Annotated in this window: 20 protein-coding genes and 7 pseudogenes; 23 read left to right on the top strand and 4 right to left on the bottom strand. The window is 55.5% G+C overall.

Going from position 1 to position 18,989, the window contains the following annotated elements:
* Positions 1-9 precede the first annotated feature (9 nt).
* Genes LH86_RS00095 through LH86_RS21780 form a run of 8 tightly spaced genes read left to right on the top strand, consistent with a single transcriptional unit; the run spans position 10 to position 5,167 of the window.
* Positions 10-318: a phage baseplate plug family protein gene (locus LH86_RS00095; protein ID WP_039297315.1), complete on the top strand. Its 309-nt coding sequence runs from the start codon at positions 10-12 to the stop codon at positions 316-318.
* 10 nt (positions 319-328) lie between these two features.
* Positions 329-1,330 carry a hypothetical protein gene (locus LH86_RS00090; RefSeq protein WP_039297313.1) on the top strand — a complete coding sequence of 334 codons (1,002 nt, stop codon included), beginning with the start codon at positions 329-331 and terminating at the stop codon, positions 1,328-1,330.
* Positions 1,331-1,374: 44 nt separating this feature from the next.
* Positions 1,375-2,058, top strand: a complete 684-nt coding sequence (locus tag LH86_RS00085; protein WP_039297311.1) for a Gp138 family membrane-puncturing spike protein — start codon at positions 1,375-1,377, stop codon at positions 2,056-2,058.
* Positions 2,055-2,405 carry a hypothetical protein gene (locus tag LH86_RS00080; RefSeq protein ID WP_039297308.1) on the top strand — a complete coding sequence of 117 codons (351 nt, stop codon included), beginning with the start codon at positions 2,055-2,057 and terminating at the stop codon, positions 2,403-2,405. The genes LH86_RS00085 and LH86_RS00080 overlap by 4 nt, the downstream gene beginning before the upstream one ends.
* Complete coding sequence (locus tag LH86_RS00075; protein WP_039297306.1) at positions 2,406-3,605, top strand: baseplate J/gp47 family protein; 1,200 nt, start codon at positions 2,406-2,408, stop codon at positions 3,603-3,605. It abuts the gene before it with no gap.
* Positions 3,602-4,282, top strand: a complete 681-nt coding sequence (locus LH86_RS00070) for a DUF2612 domain-containing protein (protein ID WP_039297303.1) — start codon at positions 3,602-3,604, stop codon at positions 4,280-4,282. The genes LH86_RS00075 and LH86_RS00070 overlap by 4 nt, the downstream gene beginning before the upstream one ends.
* Positions 4,282-4,968, top strand: a complete 687-nt coding sequence (locus LH86_RS22385; RefSeq protein WP_081942985.1) for a hypothetical protein — start codon at positions 4,282-4,284, stop codon at positions 4,966-4,968. Before LH86_RS00070 ends, LH86_RS22385 begins: the two co-directional genes overlap by 1 nt.
* Positions 4,969-4,981: 13 nt before the next feature.
* Positions 4,982-5,167 (top strand): hypothetical protein, encoded by a 186-nt coding sequence (locus LH86_RS21780; protein WP_039306461.1) that lies wholly within the window; start codon positions 4,982-4,984, stop codon positions 5,165-5,167.
* Here LH86_RS21780 and LH86_RS00060 read toward each other — a convergent pair.
* On the bottom strand, positions 5,148-5,747 hold the full coding sequence (locus LH86_RS00060; protein WP_039297299.1) for a tail fiber assembly protein: 600 nt from the start codon (positions 5,745-5,747) through the stop codon (positions 5,148-5,150). The two genes, LH86_RS21780 and LH86_RS00060, sit on opposite strands and share 20 nt — an antisense overlap.
* Positions 5,747-6,226 carry a phage tail protein gene (locus LH86_RS21775; RefSeq protein WP_071842800.1) on the bottom strand — a complete coding sequence of 160 codons (480 nt, stop codon included), beginning with the start codon at positions 6,224-6,226 and terminating at the stop codon, positions 5,747-5,749. The genes LH86_RS00060 and LH86_RS21775 overlap by 1 nt, the downstream gene beginning before the upstream one ends.
* A 29-nt stretch (positions 6,227-6,255) precedes the next feature.
* On the opposite strand from LH86_RS21775, the gene LH86_RS00055 reads away from it, so the two are divergent.
* Positions 6,256-6,813 (top strand): recombinase family protein, encoded by a 558-nt coding sequence (locus LH86_RS00055; RefSeq protein ID WP_039297296.1) that lies wholly within the window; start codon positions 6,256-6,258, stop codon positions 6,811-6,813.
* Here the strand turns inward: LH86_RS00055 and LH86_RS00050 are convergent.
* The gene (locus LH86_RS00050; RefSeq protein ID WP_039297293.1) at positions 6,810-7,658 is read right to left on the bottom strand and encodes a MurR/RpiR family transcriptional regulator; all 849 of its coding nucleotides are present in this window, start codon (positions 7,656-7,658) and stop codon (positions 6,810-6,812) included. The genes LH86_RS00055 and LH86_RS00050 overlap by 4 nt on opposite strands.
* A 265-nt stretch (positions 7,659-7,923) precedes the next feature.
* On the opposite strand from LH86_RS00050, the pseudogene yfhb reads away from it, so the two are divergent.
* Together yfhb and tadA are read left to right on the top strand one after the other, a co-directional pair.
* Positions 7,924-8,495, top strand: a pseudogene (gene yfhb / locus LH86_RS00045) (phosphatidylglycerophosphatase C).
* A gap of 96 nt (positions 8,496-8,591) precedes the next feature.
* A complete protein-coding gene (gene tadA, locus LH86_RS21770; RefSeq protein WP_286175196.1) occupies positions 8,592-9,062 on the top strand; it encodes a tRNA adenosine(34) deaminase TadA in 471 nt (156 codons plus the stop codon).
* Here tadA and mltF read toward each other — a convergent pair.
* Positions 8,953-10,502, bottom strand: a pseudogene (mltF, locus tag LH86_RS00035) (membrane-bound lytic murein transglycosylase MltF). The gene tadA and the pseudogene mltF sit on opposite strands and share 110 nt — an antisense overlap.
* A 267-nt stretch (positions 10,503-10,769) precedes the next feature.
* Here mltF and LH86_RS22995 point away from each other — a divergent pair.
* The 12 genes and pseudogenes from LH86_RS22995 to LH86_RS00005 form a co-directional block, all read left to right on the top strand.
* On the top strand, positions 10,770-10,931 hold the full coding sequence (locus LH86_RS22995) for a hypothetical protein (protein WP_419656283.1): 162 nt from the start codon (positions 10,770-10,772) through the stop codon (positions 10,929-10,931).
* A complete protein-coding gene (locus tag LH86_RS22990; protein WP_039297287.1) occupies positions 10,928-11,158 on the top strand; it encodes a hypothetical protein in 231 nt (76 codons plus the stop codon). The genes LH86_RS22995 and LH86_RS22990 overlap by 4 nt, the downstream gene beginning before the upstream one ends.
* Positions 11,155-13,112: pseudogene (gene purL / locus LH86_RS22985) on the top strand (phosphoribosylformylglycinamidine synthase); the annotation flags it as partial. The gene LH86_RS22990 and the pseudogene purL, both read left to right, overlap by 4 nt.
* Complete coding sequence (locus LH86_RS22980; RefSeq protein WP_419657220.1) at positions 13,086-13,514, top strand: AIR synthase-related protein; 429 nt, start codon at positions 13,086-13,088, stop codon at positions 13,512-13,514. The pseudogene purL and the gene LH86_RS22980, both read left to right, overlap by 27 nt.
* A 118-nt stretch (positions 13,515-13,632) precedes the next feature.
* On the top strand, positions 13,633-13,788 hold the full coding sequence (locus LH86_RS22975; RefSeq protein WP_419656281.1) for a hypothetical protein: 156 nt from the start codon (positions 13,633-13,635) through the stop codon (positions 13,786-13,788).
* A 50-nt stretch (positions 13,789-13,838) separates the two neighbouring features.
* Positions 13,839-14,192, top strand: coding sequence for a phosphoribosylformylglycinamidine synthase subunit PurQ (locus LH86_RS22970; protein WP_419656279.1), 354 nt, complete (start codon positions 13,839-13,841; stop codon positions 14,190-14,192).
* Entirely contained in the window at positions 14,107-14,367 is a 261-nt protein-coding gene (locus LH86_RS22965) for a phosphoribosylformylglycinamidine synthase subunit PurQ (protein ID WP_419656277.1), read from the top strand. The genes LH86_RS22970 and LH86_RS22965 overlap by 86 nt, the downstream gene beginning before the upstream one ends.
* Before the next feature lie 35 nt (positions 14,368-14,402).
* Positions 14,403-14,687: a phosphoribosylformylglycinamidine synthase subunit PurQ gene (locus tag LH86_RS22960; RefSeq protein WP_419656275.1), complete on the top strand. Its 285-nt coding sequence runs from the start codon at positions 14,403-14,405 to the stop codon at positions 14,685-14,687.
* A 595-nt stretch (positions 14,688-15,282) separates the two neighbouring features.
* A pseudogene (locus LH86_RS00020) lies at positions 15,283-16,717 on the top strand (sensor histidine kinase).
* Positions 16,710-17,468 (top strand): annotated as a pseudogene (gene qseG / locus LH86_RS22955) (two-component system QseEF-associated lipoprotein QseG). Before LH86_RS00020 ends, qseG begins: the two co-directional pseudogenes overlap by 8 nt.
* Positions 17,465-18,787: pseudogene (gene glrR / locus LH86_RS22950) on the top strand (two-component system response regulator GlrR). The pseudogenes qseG and glrR overlap by 4 nt, the downstream one beginning before the upstream one ends.
* Positions 18,788-18,853: 66 nt before the next feature.
* A pseudogene (locus LH86_RS00005) lies at positions 18,854-18,988 on the top strand (P-II family nitrogen regulator); the annotation flags it as partial.
* Between the last annotated feature and the right edge of the window lies 1 nt (position 18,989).

Raw genomic sequence — 18,989 nt, 5'->3', positions numbered from 1 at the left:
GGAGAGACGATGTCAATTGCAGAAATTCCCCTCAGCGCGGATAACCAGGTCTTTACGATCCAGCTTGCCGGGCAGACCCTGCGCATGCGGCTGCTTTATCGGGATGTCGCTGGCTGGGTCATGGATATTCTCGATGCGGACAACCAGCCCATCGTGAACGGGATCCCGCTGGTGGCCGGTGCCAATTTATTGGCGCCATATACCTGGCTTGGGTTTGGCGGAGGCCTATGGATCGGCTGTGATAATGAGGCTCAGGATTACCCGAGCAAAACCGATCTCGGGCGCGGCAGCCATCTTTACTTCGTGACGGCAGATTAAGGAGGAGGAGATGAGTCAAAACTGGTCTCGCCACTTTGAGCTCCAGCTTCTGAAGGAAGACGGCAGCGGTATTGCGCTCTCTGGTTTTAAGGTGACGTTTAAAATCGACTGGCATGCCGGCAGCTCACCCAAAACGGCCGAGGTGAAAATCTATAATCTTGCGCCGGACAACGTGAATCGTATTGCCCAGAAGGAGTACAGCAAAATCCGGCTGATTGCGGGCTACAACGGATTAGAACCGGTGGTAAGCAGCAGCGAAGTGGGAAAAATCCGGGTTGTCGAGCCTGTCGAGTGGGGGCCGAGAGATGGCATGAACTTTGGGGTGATCTTCAGCGGGGACATTCGCATCTGGATGACGGGGCGAGAGGATACCCCTGACGACTGGATTTTAATTCAGGCCGTTGATGGCCATGAGGCGCTAATGTCCGCAGTGCTCAGCGCCACGCTTGCTAAAGGCTACACGGTATATGACATGTACCAGCTCGCGGCCGGCGCGCTGAAACCTTTTGGCGTTCTGCCCGGCAGGCTGCCGCCTTTTCCTGAAACAAAGTTTCCCAGAGGGTATACCTTTCACGGCAAGGTCAGCAGCTATCTCGACCAAATCGGTAAGCTGTGCAAGGCCACCTGGAAGCTGTCGAATGATCGGCTGGACTATTACAACGCGGCTGAGAAAGCACACCCGCCCGTAAGCCTTAATAGCCAGAGCGGCCTGATTGGGCGACCGCAAACGTCAACGGATGCGGGCGTAACCCTGAAATGCCTGATTAACCCCACAATCCTGCTCCACGGCCAGCTGAAGTTAGATCAAAACACGCTCTATAAGCCTGCGTTGACTGCTGATGATGACTATATCCGGCCCTCGCCGGACGGCGTGTACGATATTTATGGCATTACCTACAACGGGGATACCCGGGAGGATCAATGGTATATGACCATGATGTGCTTCCCTGCTGGCCAGTACGTTGAGGATGTGGGAGAGGCGTGGAAAAAACATTCCGCCTCTAATAAATAAAAGCCAGACCCGCCTTTGCGGGTTTTTTTATCCCTGGAGGAATCATGGCTCTGACGACTTCGGCTCTCAGCGGTGAGCTGGCCGATACGCTTGCGGCCAGCCGGGCCGCATTAAGCAACGATCTTCGGGTCGCGTTACCCGGCATTATTCAGTCTTTCGACCCCGCTTCAGTGACCTGCGAAGTGGCGCCAGCAATCAGAGGCACGCAGTTTGCCAGAGACGGATCTGTGTCTCCGGTCAATTATCCGCTGCTGGTGGATGTGCCTGTTGTTTTCCCGCATGGCGGAGGCTGCTCGCTGACGTTTCCGCTGAAAAAGGGGGACGAATGCCTGGTTATTTTCGCCGATCGCGCCATCGATTTTTGGTGGCAAAGCGGGGGTATTCAGGAGCCAGTTGATGCCCGGCAGCATTCGTTGTCTGACGCCTTCGTGTTGCCCGGCCCTCAGTCACAGGCGAAAAAAATCAGCGGCATCAGCCCCACGGCGGTTCAACTGCGCAGCGAAGACGGCAAAGCCTTTGTGGAGCTGGATCCCGGCAGCCACGGGATCACGCTCGCTACGCCGGGAAAACTCACTGCGACGGCGGCCAGCATTGATCTGACCGGTGAGGTCAATATCAAAGGCAACGTGACCGTGAGCGGTGATGTCTCGGCCAGCGGAATAAGCCTGACGAAGCATCGCCACGGTGGCGTGCAGTCCGGCGGGGCGAACACGGGAGGTCCGGTATGAAATACCGCAGAGAGAACAGCGACGGAGATTACACCTTTGGTCAGGGAGAAAACACCTTCCTGGAAAACTCGCCGGAGTGCGTGGCTCAGGCGGTTAGTACCCGGCTCAAGCTGTGGCAGGGCGAGTGGTTTCTGGACAATCGTACCGGCACACCTTACCGCCAGTCCGTGCTTGGCAAGCAGCAGGATGACACCTGGGTATTAATGCTGATTGACCGCGTCAGCCAGACCATGGGCGTTAAGTCCGTGCTGGAGGTCACCGCCGCGCGCACTGAAAAACGCACCGTAACCTTCAACGCCACCATCGACACCGTTTACGGTCCCACCACTATAAACAGCGAGGCATAAATGGCCCTCAATTCTGAAACGCTGGGGTTATCGGCAACGGTAACGGCCCAGGGGATAACCGCGCCTGATTATCAAAGCCTGTTAGGGACTTTGATGGATGCGTTCAGGCAAATCTACGGCACCGATGCGTACCTGGAGCCGGACAGCAAAGACGGGCAGCTTATCTCGCTGGTGGCGCTGGCCATTCACGACGCCAACAACGCGGCGATTGCCGCCTACAACAGCTTTTCGCCTGCGACGGCGATGGGGCGGGCGTTATCGAGCAACGTTAAGATCAACGGTATTGTCAGGCGGGCAGCGACTTTCTCGACGGTCGATCTGCTGTTGACGGGCATTCCCGGCACGACCATCACCCGCGGTTCCGTCAGGGATGACAGCGGCGTGACGTGGTTATTGCCTGAGGTGGTGTCGATAGGCGTCGATGGCTCAGTCATCGCCACCGCAACCTGTGCCAGCAGCGGCGTAATGGCAGCCCCTGCGGGGTCTATTACCATTATGGGCACCCCAACGCGCGGCTGGACTGCGGTCACGAACCCTCAGGCTGCCACGCCGGGCGTGGCGCCGGAAACCGATGCCGAATTGCGCATCCGGCAGTCGCAGAGCGTTGCCTTGCCTGCGCTCACGCCGTTCGAAGCGGTTGAAGGAGCGATTGCCAACATAGCAGGCGTAACACGGCATAAGCTCTACGAAAATGATACCGGCACTGTCAACGCCAATGGTCTGCCTCCGCATTCCATTGCCGCGATTGTGGACGGCGGGGATGTGACGGACATTGCCCAGACGATCAGGGGCAAAAAGGGGCAGGGCGTCGCCACCTTTGGCGCAACGTCCATTGTGGTGCCCGATCTCTACGGTAATCCCCACTCGATTGCATTTTCGCGCCCCGGCAATGTGCCGGTTTACGTCGACATCGTGCTGAAAGTGTTCACCGGCTATACGTCACAAATCAGCGAGCAGATGAAACAGGCGATTGCCGACTATATCAATGGCCTTGGCATTGGCGATAGCGTGCTGCTGAGCCGCATTTACTCCCCGGCCAACCTCGGCGTGGTTAGCGGCGGAAAAGCGCGGTATTACGACATCACCGACTTGCTGATCGGTAAATCCTCCTCTGCGGTCGCGGCGGCTAACGTCAATATCGGCTACAGCGAAGCGGCCTCCTGCAGCGTGGACAACATCAATATCATGGTGAGCGCATGAGTAAATATACCGGGCGCATCACCAGCTACCACGCCAGCAAGCCCCTGTTTTTTGCCCACGTTGATCTGAGCACCCGTCCTTTCACTGAGACCGCTAATACAACCGTAAGCCTGATCAACGCATTTGATATCGACACTGCGGTTGGGGTTCAGCTTGATGCGCTGGGACTGTGGATTGGGCGAAGCCGCATCGTCAGTCAGCCCATTTCCGGCGTCTATTTTAGCTGGGACACCGACGGCCTGGGCTACGACCAGGGCGTGTGGCAGGGGCCTTACGATCCCGATGCAGGCTACACCTCACTGAGCGATGAAACCTACCGCATCATCCTCAAGGCAAAAATCGCGATGAACAACTGGGACGGGCAGAACGACACGCTGCCCGCAATTCTGGATGCCGCCACGGCAGGGGCGGGGCTGCGAATGCAAATCGTCGACAACCAGGACATGACCATTTCTGTCTGGGTGCTGCCGGAAACGGATATCGCTGACGTGTCCCTCGAGCTTCTCGCGGCCATTAAACAGGGATACCTGACGGTGAAAGCGGCGGGCGTCTGGGCGGGAGATATTCAGACCCCGTCGGTGGAAGCGCCGTCGCAGGGCGGCAAATTCTTTGGCTTTGATATCAACAATCACTATATCGCCGGTTTTGACGACGGCGCATGGGAGAGAAAACTCTAATGGCTACAAATCAGTTTAAACCTTTTGCAACCCGGCCTGACGCCAACGTCACGCCGCAAAATGAATGGGAAAATTTGCCCGCGCTGTTAAGCGGTTTTACCGGCGGTAAGGCTAGCAGCGCTCAGGTGAACAAGGCGCTGCGCCAGACGTCCTTTATTGCCGCCGCGCTGGCGCAGTTCGTCAGCGATAAAAGTGGCCAGGACGTGCTGGATGACGGTGATATTGCCGCTTTCCTCGCGAAGCTTACTTCCGGCTTCGGGAAGCAATATCTCAGCCGCCAGAATCCCTTCGCGGATATTAAGGCTGATGGCGCCACAGCGGTTTCTTCGGCTCTCGCAAATCTTGGTTTGGGGGATGCGAAGTTTGTCACTAGCCGGGGGACAAATGCTAATGGAAATTGGACAATCTGGTCAGATGGCTCTATAGAGTTGAGTGGCTATAACTCAACTATTGTAGAGGGTCTTGCGACCGTTACTTTTCCTATAACCTTGCCAAAAGTGGCCGTAAATATCTCTATAGCTGAGCATTTAAGCGTAGACCTTGGTTCTTCAGTTCAGCAATTGCATGTTTCTATGGTTGTTGATAACACAATTACAACCAGCGGATTCAAAGCCCGCTGTCAATTGGCAAATGGGAGTCCATCAGGATATGGATTCTCCTGGCATGTTTACTGCCCATCTAATTAATAAAGAGAACACTATGCGTTATTTTAATTCTGCAACAATGACTGAGGCTTTGCCGGATATACATAATACTGCTGGCGCTATTATGTTGCCGGATGATAATTGGTTTTTTACATCATCATATATGCCACAAGGAAAGATGCTCGCAGTTAATGAAAACGGCGAGCCCATATTAATTGATGTTACTGATTTGGAACAGTAGGCCATTCGATATCAGGTGCGGTGGAGGTATCTATCGCTTTCACCGCTTTGATATATTCCATCCAGGCAATAAGATTTTCTTTATCAGAATCGCTGATAACACCGAGGGTGAGTTCCGTTCGCCAATCCGCAGTGGTATTGTTTGCTTCGCTTAGCAGCGTTTTCCGTTTTAGTTCTGCATCAGAAATATCTCCTGCTTTCTTCGCAACAACATCTGTTACCCATTTTTCGCCGTTCCATTTATCATAGACAGTTGCAGGGGGGGTTGTCGTTGTGTCCGATGGGTAGTCACCTAGTGTTGAAATAGTGATTTTTTCACCATCAAGCTTGCTATAAACCGTTTCCCCTCTGTGGTCGGGGATATATTCCCAAGCCGTAAGATTGGCATTTCGGCAAATGGCAAAACCTTTTTTACTTTCACCCGGTTGTTCAACACATGAGTATGCAGGTATTCCAACACCTAAAGGAATATATTCAACGGATGAAAAAATTAATTCTCTGGTTCTCTCATCATAGCTATAAATAAGAATATCACCTGCAACCAGAGCTATTTGTTCGTTATTTAATTTAGCCTTATTCATTATGCTGCCCTTACAATATAGTTAAAGACGATGTTGCACGGTGCTGTTTCATTGTCACCTTCAGGACTTATATAAAGCCCACTTTTCCCCGAGGCTGCATAATAAATTAACGAAGAACTTTTTCGGAAAGCTTCATGCACAGCAGGAACCTCACCCCCATCACCATTACCAAATAACAATGAATGTGTATGTGACCTCAATTTATCTGATGCGAATGATAAAAGATTTCTCCCTGGATCAATATTTCTCCCATCATCAAACCCCCTAATAAAAATCCCACGTAAATCAGGCAATACAAGCGCTGGATATACCTGTGCAAGCTTTGGATATTGAGCCGCTGAAAATGCCGCACCATTACATTTCAACCATCCTATAGGTGCTGCCGACAATGCCCACGGCACAGGCACACCCACAGGTAAAGCCGACCCCTCCCCCAAACCAACCTTTAAGAAAATGCACATCCTGCCGCGCCGTGGCATGCTTTCAGCCTTTTATGAGGCAAAACGTCATGCTGGTAGGCTATGTCAGGGTGTCAACAAATGACCAAAACACCGCGCTACAGAAAAATGCGCTGGAGTGTGCAGGATGTGAGCTGATTTTTGAGGATAAAATCAGCGGTAAAACGGCGGACAGGCCAGGGTTAAAAAAGGTACTCAGAACTCTCAGCGAAGGTGACACATTGGTCGTCTGGAAGCTTGACCGGCTTGGGCGCAGCATGCGTCACCTTGTTTCGCTGATTGAAGAGCTGCGTTCGCGCGGGATTAACTTCCGCAGCCTGACGGACAGCATTGATACCTCTACGCCAATGGGGCGGTTTTTCTTTCACGTAATGGGTGCGTTGGCCGAGATGGAACGCGAGCTTATCGTCGAAAGAACCCGGGCCGGACTGGCTGCGGCAAGAGCGGAAGGGCGAATTGGCGGGCGGCGGCCTAAACTGTCGGCAATGCAATGGGCGCAGGCCGGGAGGTTAATTGCCGCCGGAGAAACAAGGCAGCAGGTGGCGATTATTTATGATGTCGGCGTCTCTACGCTGTATAAAAAATTTCCGGCAAATGCGAAACCCTAAACCAGCTTCTTCACCAGCGCCTCGCTCTGGCGGATCCGCTCCGGCGCGTTTTCCAGGTCCTGCTGCACCAGGGCCATAAACAGCAGATCGGTCAGCATCATCTGGGCGCTGGTGGAGGAAATTGCGGCGCTGCGCGTGGCCTGTTCTTCCGCGATGGTATACAGGCACAGGCTGGCGCGCTGCTGTAGGGCGTTAGGCGTGAAGCCGGTAATCGCGAGGATTTTCGCCCCGGCGTTCAGCGCTTCATCGGCAGCCAGATTGATCTCACGGCGCTCGCCCGAGTAGGAAATGGCAAGCAGTACGTCTTCCGGCGTCATCGCCTGCACCGTTGCGAGCAGGGCATGCATATCCTGCTCGGCGACGGCGTGAATACCAATCTTCATCAACTTCCACGAGAAATTCTTCGCTACCAGGCCAGACGCGCCTATTCCCACGAGCAGCACGCGCCGCGCATTGCGCAGCAGCGAAACGCTCGCCAGCAATTTATCTTCTGCATTAATATCCAGCGTGGCGTGCATCGCCGCGATGTTCTCTTTTATCAATTTTTCCCCAACAAGCCTCAGCGGATCGTCACCTAAAATTTGGTTGTGAACCGGGACAGAGTTAGGGTTTTGGCCGCTTGCCAGCGCTTCACTGATAGCCAGTTTCATCGCCGGGAAGCCCTTGAACCCCAGTTTCTGCGCGAATTTTACGACGCTGGACTGACTGACACCGGCTTCTTCCGCCAGCTGTTGTGAACTGAGATGGCGTGCGTGATCGGGCTCAGCGAGCAAAAAGTCGGCCAGCTTGCGGTCGCTTTGGGCCAGCATGGCGTAACGGCTTCGAATGCGCAGTAAACAGTTCATTTCACCTCCGGGGCGGCAATTCTGATAACGACTTGCTTTGGTAAGCATCTGAGCGAATTATAAATTCCATTATAGAGCAATGTTTCCGAATTAAATATTCTGTTGTGTTCAGCCTGGAAAGCGCGCGGAAAATCACGGGGCTATCTGTTAGGCTTTAGCTTGCGTCGTTTCGTGAACGCGAGTCCCAAAGGAGCCTGAATTGACACCTCATCACCCGCGCCGCGTCATCTTTTTTGACCTGGATGGCACCCTGCATCAGCAGGACATGTTCGGCAGCTTCATGTTTTATCTCCTGCGCCGCCTGCCGCTGAACGTGCCGTTGGTTATTATGTTGCTGCCGCTGATTGGCGGCATGATGCTGATCAAAGGCAGTGCGGCCCGACAGCCGATGAGCCTGCTGTTATGGGTATCACGTTTGGGCGCAGCGAGGCCCGGCTTCAGCAGCTGCAAAGCGAATTTGTCGCCTGGTTCCGGCAGAAGGTGAGGGCATTCCCCGTCGTCCAGCAGCGCCTCACGGATTATCTGCACAGCCCGGATGCCGACGTCTGGCTGATTACCGGCTCGCCGCAGCCGCTGGTGGAAAAAGTCTATTTTGATACGCCCTGGCTGCCGGAGGTCAAAGTCATTGCCAGCCAGATTGCACGGGCTCACGGCGGCTGGATATTGACCCTGCGCTGTCTCGGCCATGAGAAGGTGGTGCAACTGGAGCAGCATCTTGGCGCGCCGCTGCGCCTGTACAGCGGCTACAGCGATAGTCATCAGGATAATCCTCTGCTGTTTTTCTGCGAGCATCGGTGGCGCGTTACGCCTCAGGGAGAACTGCAGCAGCTCGAGTGAGGCGTTTTGAATCCGTTAAGCGGTGTGTATAATGCGCCGCCCACTTTTGCCGCGGAGAGCATTGTGTCAGACACAGAATTTACCCATGAACACTGGATGCGACACGCCCTGACCCTTGCTCAGAGAGCCTGGGATGAAGGCGAAGTGCCCGTTGGTGCGGTGCTGGTACACAATAATCAGGTCATAGGTGAAGGCTGGAATCGCCCGATAGGTCGCCACGATCCTACGGCTCACGCGGAGATCATGGCGCTGCGACAGGGCGGGCTGGTACTGCAAAATTACCGTCTGCTGGATACCACGCTCTATGTCACGCTCGAACCTTGCGTCATGTGCGCGGGGGCGATGGTGCATAGCCGCATTGGCCATTTAGTGTTTGGGGCGCGTGACGCTAAAACCGGGGCGATAGGCTCGCTGATGGACGTGCTCGGCCACCCGGGAATGAACCATCAGGTGCAGGTCAGTGAAGGGGTGCTCGCGACAGAGTGCTCAGCCATGCTGAGCGATTTTTTTCGCGCTCGTCGCCTTGAGAAAAAGGCCCTAAAGGAAAAGGCCCGTAAGACGGACTAGCCAGTTCAACCGGAGCAACCGTAGGGTAAGCCTCGGCAAACTTGTCCGCCTGGAGCGCCTTCTTCTGTTTCTCCTGCAAATATCCTTCCAGACTTAGCTGATACTTGCGAATGTTTTCTACATACGCGTAAGCCTCGTGTCCACGAGCATATCCATAGGTTGTTTTGCTGTAATAAGGCTTCAGGCTCAGCAACGGCAGACGTGTTTTCACATCGGCCCAGCTGTCCGGGTTGCCTTTCTGTTTGGCCGTCAGCTGACGGGCATCCAGCATGTGGGCATAGCCCATGTTATAGGCCGCCAGCGCGAACCAGATGCGCTCGTATTCCGGTACCGTGGCCGGCACTTTGCTCATCATATCTTTCAGATACCGGCTGCCGCCGCTGATGCTCTGTTCGGCATCCAGCCTGTCGGTGATACCGAGGCTTTGGGCCGTATTTTTTGTCAGCATCATTAACCCGCGCACGCCCGTAGGTGAAGTCGCGTGGGTATCCCAGTGGGATTCCTGATAGGAAATTGCAGCGAGCAGCGGCCAGTCAATGTCGTCGGAGTACTTTTCAAACAGCGGCTGGAGTTCCGGCAAAACGGCATCCACCGCGTTCAGGAAGGTTCGGGTATCGACGTAATCAAAATCGCCGATATGGCCCAGGTATTTCTCTTCAACCCTTGCCAGCGTGCCGTCGCTGCTGATCTGATTATAGAAATCGAGCAGTGCGGCGCTCATGCTGTCGTCACCATCGCGTTTAGAGAACCAGGTGACAGGCTGTTCATCGGTAACGTCCAGGGCAACGGCCAGTTGAGGATGTACGCGCTGGAAGAGGCTGATGGCGATGGAGTCCGAGATGGTAAACGCGATATTGCCATCAACCACCTGCTGTAAGAGCTGGTTGCTGGTTTGTTTGGCGTCGATGCTCCAGCTCAGGTCGGGGTACTGAGCATCTTTTAGCTTTTGTAGATCGCTCACCACTGCCTGCCAGAAGAAAGCACCAGCTGCGATGGCTTGACGCCACCAAGAGACTTAGGGCGCGGCTACCCACGCGATAGACCATCTGCTGCGAAACGGAATAATAGGTCGGCCCCGCCTGGTAGTCACTGCTGCGGCGAGAGTTATACACCAGGCCTGCGGCGAGCAGGTCGGCGTTGTCATTGTCCAGGTCATCAAACAGCGCGTTAATGTTTGGCCGCACGACCACTAACAGCTTCACGCCCAGGTAGTCTGCAAACTGTTTCGCGAGTTCGTAATCGAGACCTGTCGCCTTGCCGTTAACCATCGTCCAGGTGAGCGGCGATGAAATGGTACTGACGCGCAAAACCCCCCGCGCTTTGATTCGCGGCGATACGGTTTTCGGCCTGATTGAAACCTGGAATGGAGGGCCATAAAGCCACTGCCAGCAACAAGGTGACGATACCGATAAGCAGATAATTAATCTTTATTCTTTTCAAATAGATAACATTCTGCAGGCAGGATGAGCCTTAGCCAACAATAACCATGATTTGTCTGAACCCGTCAGTGAATGAGGCGCATTTTGCGTAAGAAAACGCCAGTAAGCAACTTTTTAAGAATATATCGTTTACTTTTCGTGCAATAAAAACTTCTGCCTGTTATTTCTACGCAAACGGTTTCGTCGCGGCGGAGGATTCTCTATAATGACGCCCGTTTTCCCCGCCTTCGCCCTGAAGACGAGAGATCTTTAATGATGGAAATTCTGCGTGGTTCGCTCTGCTCTTTCGGCATTTCGTATTAACAAACTCCTGGCCCGTTTCAACGATGCTCACCTCCCGGTAAGCGATATTTATGCCGAGTATGTTCATTTTGCCGACCTCGAAGCGCCGCTGAACGCTGACGAGCTTGCCGCCTGCAGCGGCTGTTGAAATATGGTCCAACCCTCGCAGAGCATGCGCCGGAAGGCACCCTGCTGCTGGTGACCCCGCGCCCTGGCACCATCTCCCCCTGGTCTTCTAAAGCTACCGATATCGCCCACAACTGTGACCTGCCGCAGATTAAACGCCTTGAGCGCGGTGTGGCCTGGTATGTTACCGGCAGTACGCTGACCGCAGAGCAGCTGCAGGACGTTGCGCTCTGCTGCACGACCGCATGATGGAGAGCGTGTTTACCTCTCTGAACGACGCGCAGCAGCTGTTTACCCGGCAGCAGCCGGCTCCGGTGCAGAGCGTTGATCTGCTCGGGAAAGGGCGCGATGCGCTGGTGGAAGCGAACATTCGCCTCGGCCTGGCGCTGGCGGAAGACGAAATTGACTACCTGCAGGATGCGTTCAACAAGCTTGGCCGCAACCCGAACGACATCGAACTGTACATGTTTGCTCAGGCGAACTCCGAGCACTGCCGCCATAAAATCTTTAACGCCGACTGGATTATCGACGGGCAGAAACAGCCGAAGTCGCTGTTCAAAATGATCAAAAACACCTTCGAGAAAACGCCGGATTACGTGCTGTCTGCCTATAAAGACAACGCGGCGGTGATGGAAGGTTCCGCCGTCGGCCGCTTCTTCGCCGACCGTGAAGCGGGGCGCTATGACTTCCACCAGGAAGACGCGCATATCCTGATGAAGGTTGAAACCCACAACCACCCGACCGCCATCTCTCCGTGGCCGGGCGCGGCAACCGGCTCAGGCGGTGAAATCCGCGATGAAGGCGCGACCGGGCGCGGCGCTAAGCCAAAAGCTGGCCTGGTGGGCTTCTCCGTGTCTAACCTGCGTATTCCGGGCTTCGAACAGCCGTGGGAGCAGGATTTCGGCAAGCCAGACCGCATCGTTACCGCGCTGGATATCATGACCGAAGGCCCTCTGGGCGGAGCGGCGTTTAACAACGAATTTGGCCGTCCGGCGCTGACCGGCTACTTCCGTACCTATGAAGAGCAGGTGAACAGCCACAACGGCGTGGAGCTACGTGGCTACCACAAACCTATTATGCTCGCGGGCGGGATCGGCAACATTCGTGCCGACCACGTTCAGAAGGGCGAAATCACTCCTGGCGCCAAGCTGATTGTGCTGGGTGGCCCGGCAATGAACATCGGCCTGGGCGGTGGGGCGGCTTCCTCGATGGCTTCCGGCCAGTCTGATGCGGATTTAGATTTTGCTTCCGTGCAGCGCGACAACCCGGAAATGGAACGCCGCTGCCAGGAAGTGATCGACCGCTGCTGGCAGATGGGCGACGACAACCCAATCCTGTTTATCCACGACGTTGGCGCGGGTGGCCTGTCCAACGCCATGCCGGAGCTGGTCAGCGATGGCGGACGCGGTGGCCGCTTCGAGCTGCGCGATATCCTCAACGACGAACCGGGCATGAGCCCGCTCGAAGTCTGGTGTAACGAATCTCAGGAACGCTATGTGCTGGCCGTTGCGCCAGAGCAATTGCCGCTGTTTGATGAACTTTGCCGCCGCGAGCGTGCGCCGTATGCGGTGATTGGTGAAGCCACCACCGAACAGCATCTAACGCTCAACGACAGCCACTTTGATAACCAGCCAATCGACATGCCGCTGGACGTGCTGCTGGGCAAAACGCCGAAGATGGAGCGCAACGTCGAGACGCTGAAAGCGAAAGGTGATGCCTTCAACAGCAGCGAAATTTCCATTGCCGATGCGGTGAAGCGCGTTCTGCACCTGCCGACCGTGGCTGAAAAAACCTTCCTCGTGACCATCGGCGACCGCACGGTAACCGGCATGGTGTCCCGCGATCAGATGGTTGGTCCGTGGCAGATCCCGGTCGCCAACTGCGCGGTGACTACCGCCAGCCTGGACAGCTACTACGGTGAAGCGATGTCTATCGGTGAACGCGCGCCGGTGGCCCTGCTGGACTTCGCGGCATCCGGTCGTCTGGCCGTGGGTGAAGCCTTAACCAACATTGCCGCGACCCAAATTGGCTCCCTGAAGCGCATTAAGCTCTCCGCGAACTGGATGGCCGCAGCCGGTCACCCTGGCGAAGATGCTGGCCTGTATGAAGCGGTTAAAGCCGTGGCGAAGAACTTTGCCCGGCGCTGGGGATCACTATCCCGGTGGGCAAAGACTCCATGTCGATGAAAACCCGCTGGCAGGAAGGTAACGAGCAGCGCGAGATGACTTCTCCGCTGTCGCTGGTGATCACCGCGTTTGCCCGTGTAGAAGACGTACGTGGCACCGTGACGCCACAGCTGAGTATCGAAGACAACGCCCTGCTGCTAATCGATTTAGGCAAAGGCCATAACGCGCTGGGCGCTACCGCGCTGTCCCAGGTTTATCGTCAACTGGGCGATAAGCCTGCGGACGTTCGCAGCGTTGAGCAGCTGAAAGGCTTCTGGGACGCGATGCAGGCGCTGGTGGCGGATCGCAAACTGCTGGCCTGGCACGACCGCTCCGACGGCGGGCTGCTGGTGACCCTGGCTGAAATGCCTTTACCGGCCACTGTGGCGTTGAGGTTGATATTGCCGGTCTTGGCAGCGATCGCCTGGCCGCATTGTTAACGAAGAGCTCGGCGGGCGTGATCCAGATTCGCGCTGAAGACCGCGAGGCCGTTGAGGCGCTGCTGGCTAAGCATGGCCTGGCTGACTGCGTACCATTACCTCGGTAAAGCTGTCGAAGGTGACCGCTTCACCATTAGCGCTGACGGGCACGCTGTGTTCAGTGAAAAGCCGCACCACGCTGCGTATGTGGTGGGCAGAAACCACCTGGCAGATGCAGCGTCTGCGTGATAACCCGGCCTGTGCGGACGAAGAGCACAAACGCCAAGGCGAATGATAACGATCCTGGCCTGAACGTGAAGCTGAACTTCGATATCAAAGAAGATATTGCGGCGGCCGTTCATCGCCACGGGCGCGCGTCCTAAAGTGGCCATCCTGCGTGAGCAGGGCGTTAACTCTCACGTTGAGATGGCGGCCGCCTTCCACCGTGCGGGCTTTGACGCCATCGACGTGCATATGAGCGACCTGCTGGCGGGCCGCACCGGGCTGGAAAGCTTCCATACGCTGGTGGCGTGCGGCGGTTTCTCCTACGGTGACGTGCTGGGCGCGGGTGAAGGCTGGGCGAAATCCATCCTGTTCAACGCTCGCGTGCGTGATGAGTTCGAAACCTTCTTCCATCGCCCCGGAAACGCTGGCGCTTGGCGTTTGCAACGGCTGCCAGATGATGTCCAACCTGCGTGAGCTGATCCCCGGCAGTGATTTGTGGCCGCGCTTTGTGCGTAACCAGTCCGATCGCTTTGAAGCGCGCTTCAGCCTGGTTGAGGTGACCTCCACCCGTCGCTGCTGCTGCAGGGCATGGCCGGTTCCCATATGCCTATCGCGTTTCTCACGGCGAAGGTCGTGTGGAAGTGCGTGACGCGCTCATCTCGCCGCGCTTGAAAGCAAAGTCTGGTGGCGCTGCGCTTCGTGGATAACTTCGCGAACGTAACTGAAACCTACCCGGCTAACCCGAACGGTTCGCCGAACGGCATCACCGCGGTGAGCAACGAAAGCGGGCGCGTTACTATCATGATGCCGCACCCGGAGCGCGTGTTCCGCACCGTGAGTATTCCTGGCACCCGGCGGAGTGGGGCGAAGACAGCCCGTGGATGCGTATTTTCCGCAACGCACGTAAGCAACTGGGTTGATTACCCTCACCCCGACCCTCTCCCTAAAAGGGAGAGGGGAAAATCGTAAAAGGTTTCTCCCTTGCTCCTTTGCTTTTAGAGGGCGGGAAATAGCAGACAGGCTCCGATCCAGTTCCCTCTCCTCTTTGGGAGAGGGCCAGGGTGAGGGGCTTTTTTGTCACTAAATCCCGACACTTCTGCTTTTAATGTGTCTCCAAAAAGAGACATTTAACTCATTGATTTTTAATGATGTAATTGAGCAGGTTGCAGAGGTGTGTGAAATGGCGACACAGCGAACAAAAAACACGCACAATATATTCTTAATCTTTTGATTTAATATTAATTAAAACAATGAATTGAATTGATTTGAGTAAAGTTGGCACGATATCTGCTTAATAAGGCCCAGTGGCTCATTCAATCTCTTATGTCAGCGTCTTTTCAGACAGACTACATAAACCGCCGAATGACGCACAAAAAGGTGCCTACCGTCCGATTTTTGATAAATGCCTTTCGGCTTATCATGCTCCGGGCGAAACGTTGAGTAAGGCGCCGCCTAATTCCTAAACAAAGGCAGGGTTTTTGACCCTGCCTTTGTTGTTTCCGGGAATCGCACCTTTCCACCACGCGCAATCGCGGCTAGCATCGTGTCATACAGGTAATGTGAGATGAAGCTATTGAACCAGTGGCATTTTTTCCCTCGATCTTTACGCCAGCTTGTCATGATGGCCTTTTTATTGGTGCTTGTACCGCTGCTGGTGCTTGCGTGGCAGGCGTGGCAAAGCCTTAACGCTCTGAGTGCTCAGGCCGCGTTGACCAACCGCACCACGCTGACCGATGCCCGCCGCAGCGAAGCAATGACCAATGTTGCGCTGGAAATGGAGCGGAGCTACCGTCAATACTGCGTGCTTGATGACTCGCGCCTTGCCCAACTGTATCAGGGGCAGCGCCAGCGTTACGCTCAAATGCTTGAGGCGCACGCCTCCGTATTACCCGATCCGAAACTCTACCAATCGCTCAGCCAGTCTTGAGCGATCTGGCTGAACTGAAATGTAAAAACAGCGGGCCGGAAGCGCCTGCGGCAAACCAACTGGAACAGTTCGCCTCAACCAATGCCGAAATGGTGCAGGCCACGCGGCGGTGGTGTTCTCTCGTGGACAGCAGCTGCAGCAGGAAATTGCTGAACGAGGCCAGTTCTTCGGCTGGCAGGCCTTAGTGCTGTTTCTGCTCAGCCTGGGGCTGGTCATTATCTTCACCCGCATGATCATCGGACCGGTTAAGGGTATCGAACGGATGATCAACCGGCTGGGGGAAGGGCGCTCTCTCGGCAACAGCGAAGTATTTAAAGGGCCGCGTGAGCTGCGTTCCGTTGGCCAGCGTATTGTCTGGTTAAGCGAGCGCTTGTCCTGGCTTGAGTCCCAGCGCCACGAGTTCCTCCGCCATCTTTCCCATGAGTTAAAAACGCCGCTCGCCAGCATGAGAGAAGGGACGGAACTGCTTGCTGACCAGGTTGCCGGGCCGCTCAATGCCGACCAGAAAGAGGTTGTTGCCATTCTGGACAACAGCAGTCGCCACCTGCAAAAGCTGATTGAACAGCTGCTGGACTATAACCGCAAGCTGGCGGACGGCACGGTAACGCTGGAAAGGGTCGAGCTGGCTCCGATTGTGGAGATGGTTATCTCTGCCCACTGTCTGCCGGCGAGGGCTAAAATGATGCATACCGATATTCAATTAAGCCCAAAAGCCTGCCTCGCAGAGGCGACGCTGCTGATGAGCGTGCTGGATAATCTCTACTCCAATGCGGTGCACTATGGCAGTGAATCCGGTACCATTTATCTCCGGAGTTTGCAGGTGGACGCGATGCTGTACATTGAGGTCGCGAATACCGGCGAGCCAATTCCGGCCACGGAACAAGAGATGATTTTTGAGCCTTTCTTCCAGGGCAGTCACCAGCGGAAGGGCTCCGTAAAGGGAAGTGGGCTGGGGTTAAGTATCGCCAGGGATTGCATTCGACGTATGCACGGAAAACTTAGCCTGATCAATGCTAACAGCGCGGAAGTGTGCTTCCGTATCGAATTACCGGTTTTCCCTGAGAATGATTAAAACGATGAAAGTACTTTTATTGCGTGAACCACGCCGCGGGTCTTTGACTCGCCTGATTTGCTGGTATCTGGGGCGCTCGTTGGCGCGACGCTGTTGACAGGATGCGCCCCCGCAAGCGTGTCCAGCAGCCTGGATGAGGCCCACAAACCGCATGTTCCGGAACAACAAATTCCTGATTACCTGTCGACGGACTGCACCGAAATATGGGATCTGACGGGCATGACGTCAGCAGCAACCCGCTTTACTGGCTGCGCGGCATGGATTGCGCCCAGCGCCTGCCGCCGGCAGAAGCCCGCGCGGAAGCTCGCCAGTGCCAGCAGAGAAACCTGGCAGGACACGTTTAAGCGCGGCATTTTGCTGTCTACGGCTAAAATTACCCCGACCGAGCGCCGCGCCGCTACATGACCCAGCTCGACACCATGACCAGCGAAGTGCCTGTGCAGGTACGTTCCCTGTTTGAGATTTGGCGCGACGGGCAACAGTCTCAGCTTAAACTTTCGGATGAGCGCACGCGCTACAGCAAGCTGCAGCAGTCAACCGACGGCGAGCTGGATACGCTGCGGAGCAGCAGCAGCGCCTGCGTAGCCAGCTCGATCTTACTACGCGCAAGCTGGAAAATCTGACTGACATTGAGCGTCAGCTTTCCAGCCGCAAGCCGGGAAGTAATCTTGCACCCGACACGCACAGCACGGATGACAATGACGACGATAGCGGTACGTCAAACAAATCGCAGCCGGAGGCAAAACCATGACGCAAAGGAAACCCGCGCGCTTATTATTAGTGGATGATGACCCAGGTCTGCTCAAGCTGCTGGGAATGCGCCTGTCGAGCGAGGGCTATACGGTCACCACGGCGGAAAGCGGTGCTGAGGGGCTGAAAGTCCTGGCACGAGAAAAAATCGACCTGGTGATAAGCGATCTCAGAATGGATGAAATGGACGGCATGGCGCTGTTCGCGGAGATCCAAAAAGGCCAGCCGGGATGCCGGTGATCATTCTGACAGCGCACGGTTCTATCCCTGATGCCGTGGCGGCGACACAGCAGGGTGTATTCAGCTTCCTCACCAAGCCGGTGGACAGAGACGCGCTTTATCAGGCTATCGACAATGCCCTTGAGCACACTGTTATCGCTGGCGATGACATGTGGCGTGACACCATTGTGACCCGCAGCCCGATTATGCAGCGTTTGCTCGAGCAGACGCGCATGGTGGCACAGTCGGACGTTAGCGTGTTGATTAACGGCCAAAGCGGCACCGGGAAAGAGATTCTGGCCCAGGCGATACACAACGCCAGCCCACGTAGCAAAAAAGCGTTTATTGCGATTAACTGTGGCGCGCTGCCTGAACAGTTGCTTGAATCTGAGCTGTTCGGCCACGCTCGCGGGCATTTACCGGAGCAGTTAGCAGCCGCGAAGGTCTGTTCCAGGCGGCAGAAGGCGGTACGCTCTTTCTCGATGAAATCGGCGATATGCCTATCCCGCTGCAGGTTAAGCTGCTGCGCGTTTTGCAGGAGCGGAAAGTTCCCGCTGCAGCAACCGCGATCTGGACATCGACGTGCGGATCATCTCCGCCACGCACCGGGACTTGCCGAAAGCTATGGAGCGCGGAGAGTTTCGTGAAGATCTCTTCTATCGCCTTAACGTTGTGAACCTGAAAATTCCTGCGCTGCATGAACGCGCCGAAGATATCCCGCTGCTGGCGAATCATTTGTTACGCCAGTCGGCCGACAGGCACAAGCCGTTCGTTCGGAGTTTCTCCACCGATGCCATGAAGCGGCTGATGACCGCAAGCTGGCCGGCAACGTGCGCCAACTGGTGAACGTGATTGAGCAGTGCGTCGCTGACCTCAGCCCCGGTGATTGGCGAAGCGCTGGTGGAGCAGGCGCTGGAAGGTGAAAACACCGCCTTGCCGACATTTGTCGAAGCCCGTAACCAGTTCGAGCTAAACTACCTACGTAAGCTGCTGCAAATTACCAAATGTCACCACCCGCGCGCATGGCGGGGCGTAAACCGAACCGAATTCTATAAATTACTGGCCAGGCATGAACTCGAGGCCAATGACTTTAAAGAGTAGGCTGTGGTAGTGTGAGCAACCGATTACTAACAGTACAAAACGCCGCGCGGGGACACCGGTAATACCATGAAAAAAATTGATGCGATTATTAAACCTTTCAAACTGGATGATGTGCGCGAAGCGCTGGCTGAAGTGGGCATTACCGGCATGACGGTGACGGAAGTCAAAGGCTTTGGCCGTCAGAAAGGGCATACCGAACTGT

The organism is Cedecea neteri (assembly GCF_000758325.1).
GTDB lineage: Bacteria > Pseudomonadota > Gammaproteobacteria > Enterobacterales > Enterobacteriaceae > Cedecea > Cedecea neteri_B.
This window is presented reverse-complemented; position numbering and strand designations above follow the sequence as displayed.

Coding starts and splice junctions, on each gene's coding strand:
- LH86_RS00095 (WP_039297315.1), top strand. CDS start 10: ATGTCAATTGCAGAAATTCCCCTCAGCGCGGATAACCAGGTCTTTACG.
- LH86_RS00090 (WP_039297313.1), top strand. CDS start 329: ATGAGTCAAAACTGGTCTCGCCACTTTGAGCTCCAGCTTCTGAAGGAA.
- LH86_RS00085 (WP_039297311.1), top strand. CDS start 1,375: ATGGCTCTGACGACTTCGGCTCTCAGCGGTGAGCTGGCCGATACGCTT.
- LH86_RS00080 (WP_039297308.1), top strand. CDS start 2,055: ATGAAATACCGCAGAGAGAACAGCGACGGAGATTACACCTTTGGTCAG.
- LH86_RS00075 (WP_039297306.1), top strand. CDS start 2,406: ATGGCCCTCAATTCTGAAACGCTGGGGTTATCGGCAACGGTAACGGCC.
- LH86_RS00070 (WP_039297303.1), top strand. CDS start 3,602: ATGAGTAAATATACCGGGCGCATCACCAGCTACCACGCCAGCAAGCCC.
- LH86_RS22385 (WP_081942985.1), top strand. CDS start 4,282: ATGGCTACAAATCAGTTTAAACCTTTTGCAACCCGGCCTGACGCCAAC.
- LH86_RS21780 (WP_039306461.1), top strand. CDS start 4,982: ATGCGTTATTTTAATTCTGCAACAATGACTGAGGCTTTGCCGGATATA.
- LH86_RS00060 (WP_039297299.1), bottom strand. CDS start 5,747: ATGAATAAGGCTAAATTAAATAACGAACAAATAGCTCTGGTTGCAGGT.
- LH86_RS21775 (WP_071842800.1), bottom strand. CDS start 6,226: ATGCCACGGCGCGGCAGGATGTGCATTTTCTTAAAGGTTGGTTTGGGG.
- LH86_RS00055 (WP_039297296.1), top strand. CDS start 6,256: ATGCTGGTAGGCTATGTCAGGGTGTCAACAAATGACCAAAACACCGCG.
- LH86_RS00050 (WP_039297293.1), bottom strand. CDS start 7,658: ATGAACTGTTTACTGCGCATTCGAAGCCGTTACGCCATGCTGGCCCAA.
- tadA (WP_286175196.1), top strand. CDS start 8,592: ATGCGACACGCCCTGACCCTTGCTCAGAGAGCCTGGGATGAAGGCGAA.
- LH86_RS22980 (WP_419657220.1), top strand. CDS start 13,086: ATGTCGATGAAAACCCGCTGGCAGGAAGGTAACGAGCAGCGCGAGATG.
- LH86_RS22965 (WP_419656277.1), top strand. CDS start 14,107: ATGAGTTCGAAACCTTCTTCCATCGCCCCGGAAACGCTGGCGCTTGGC.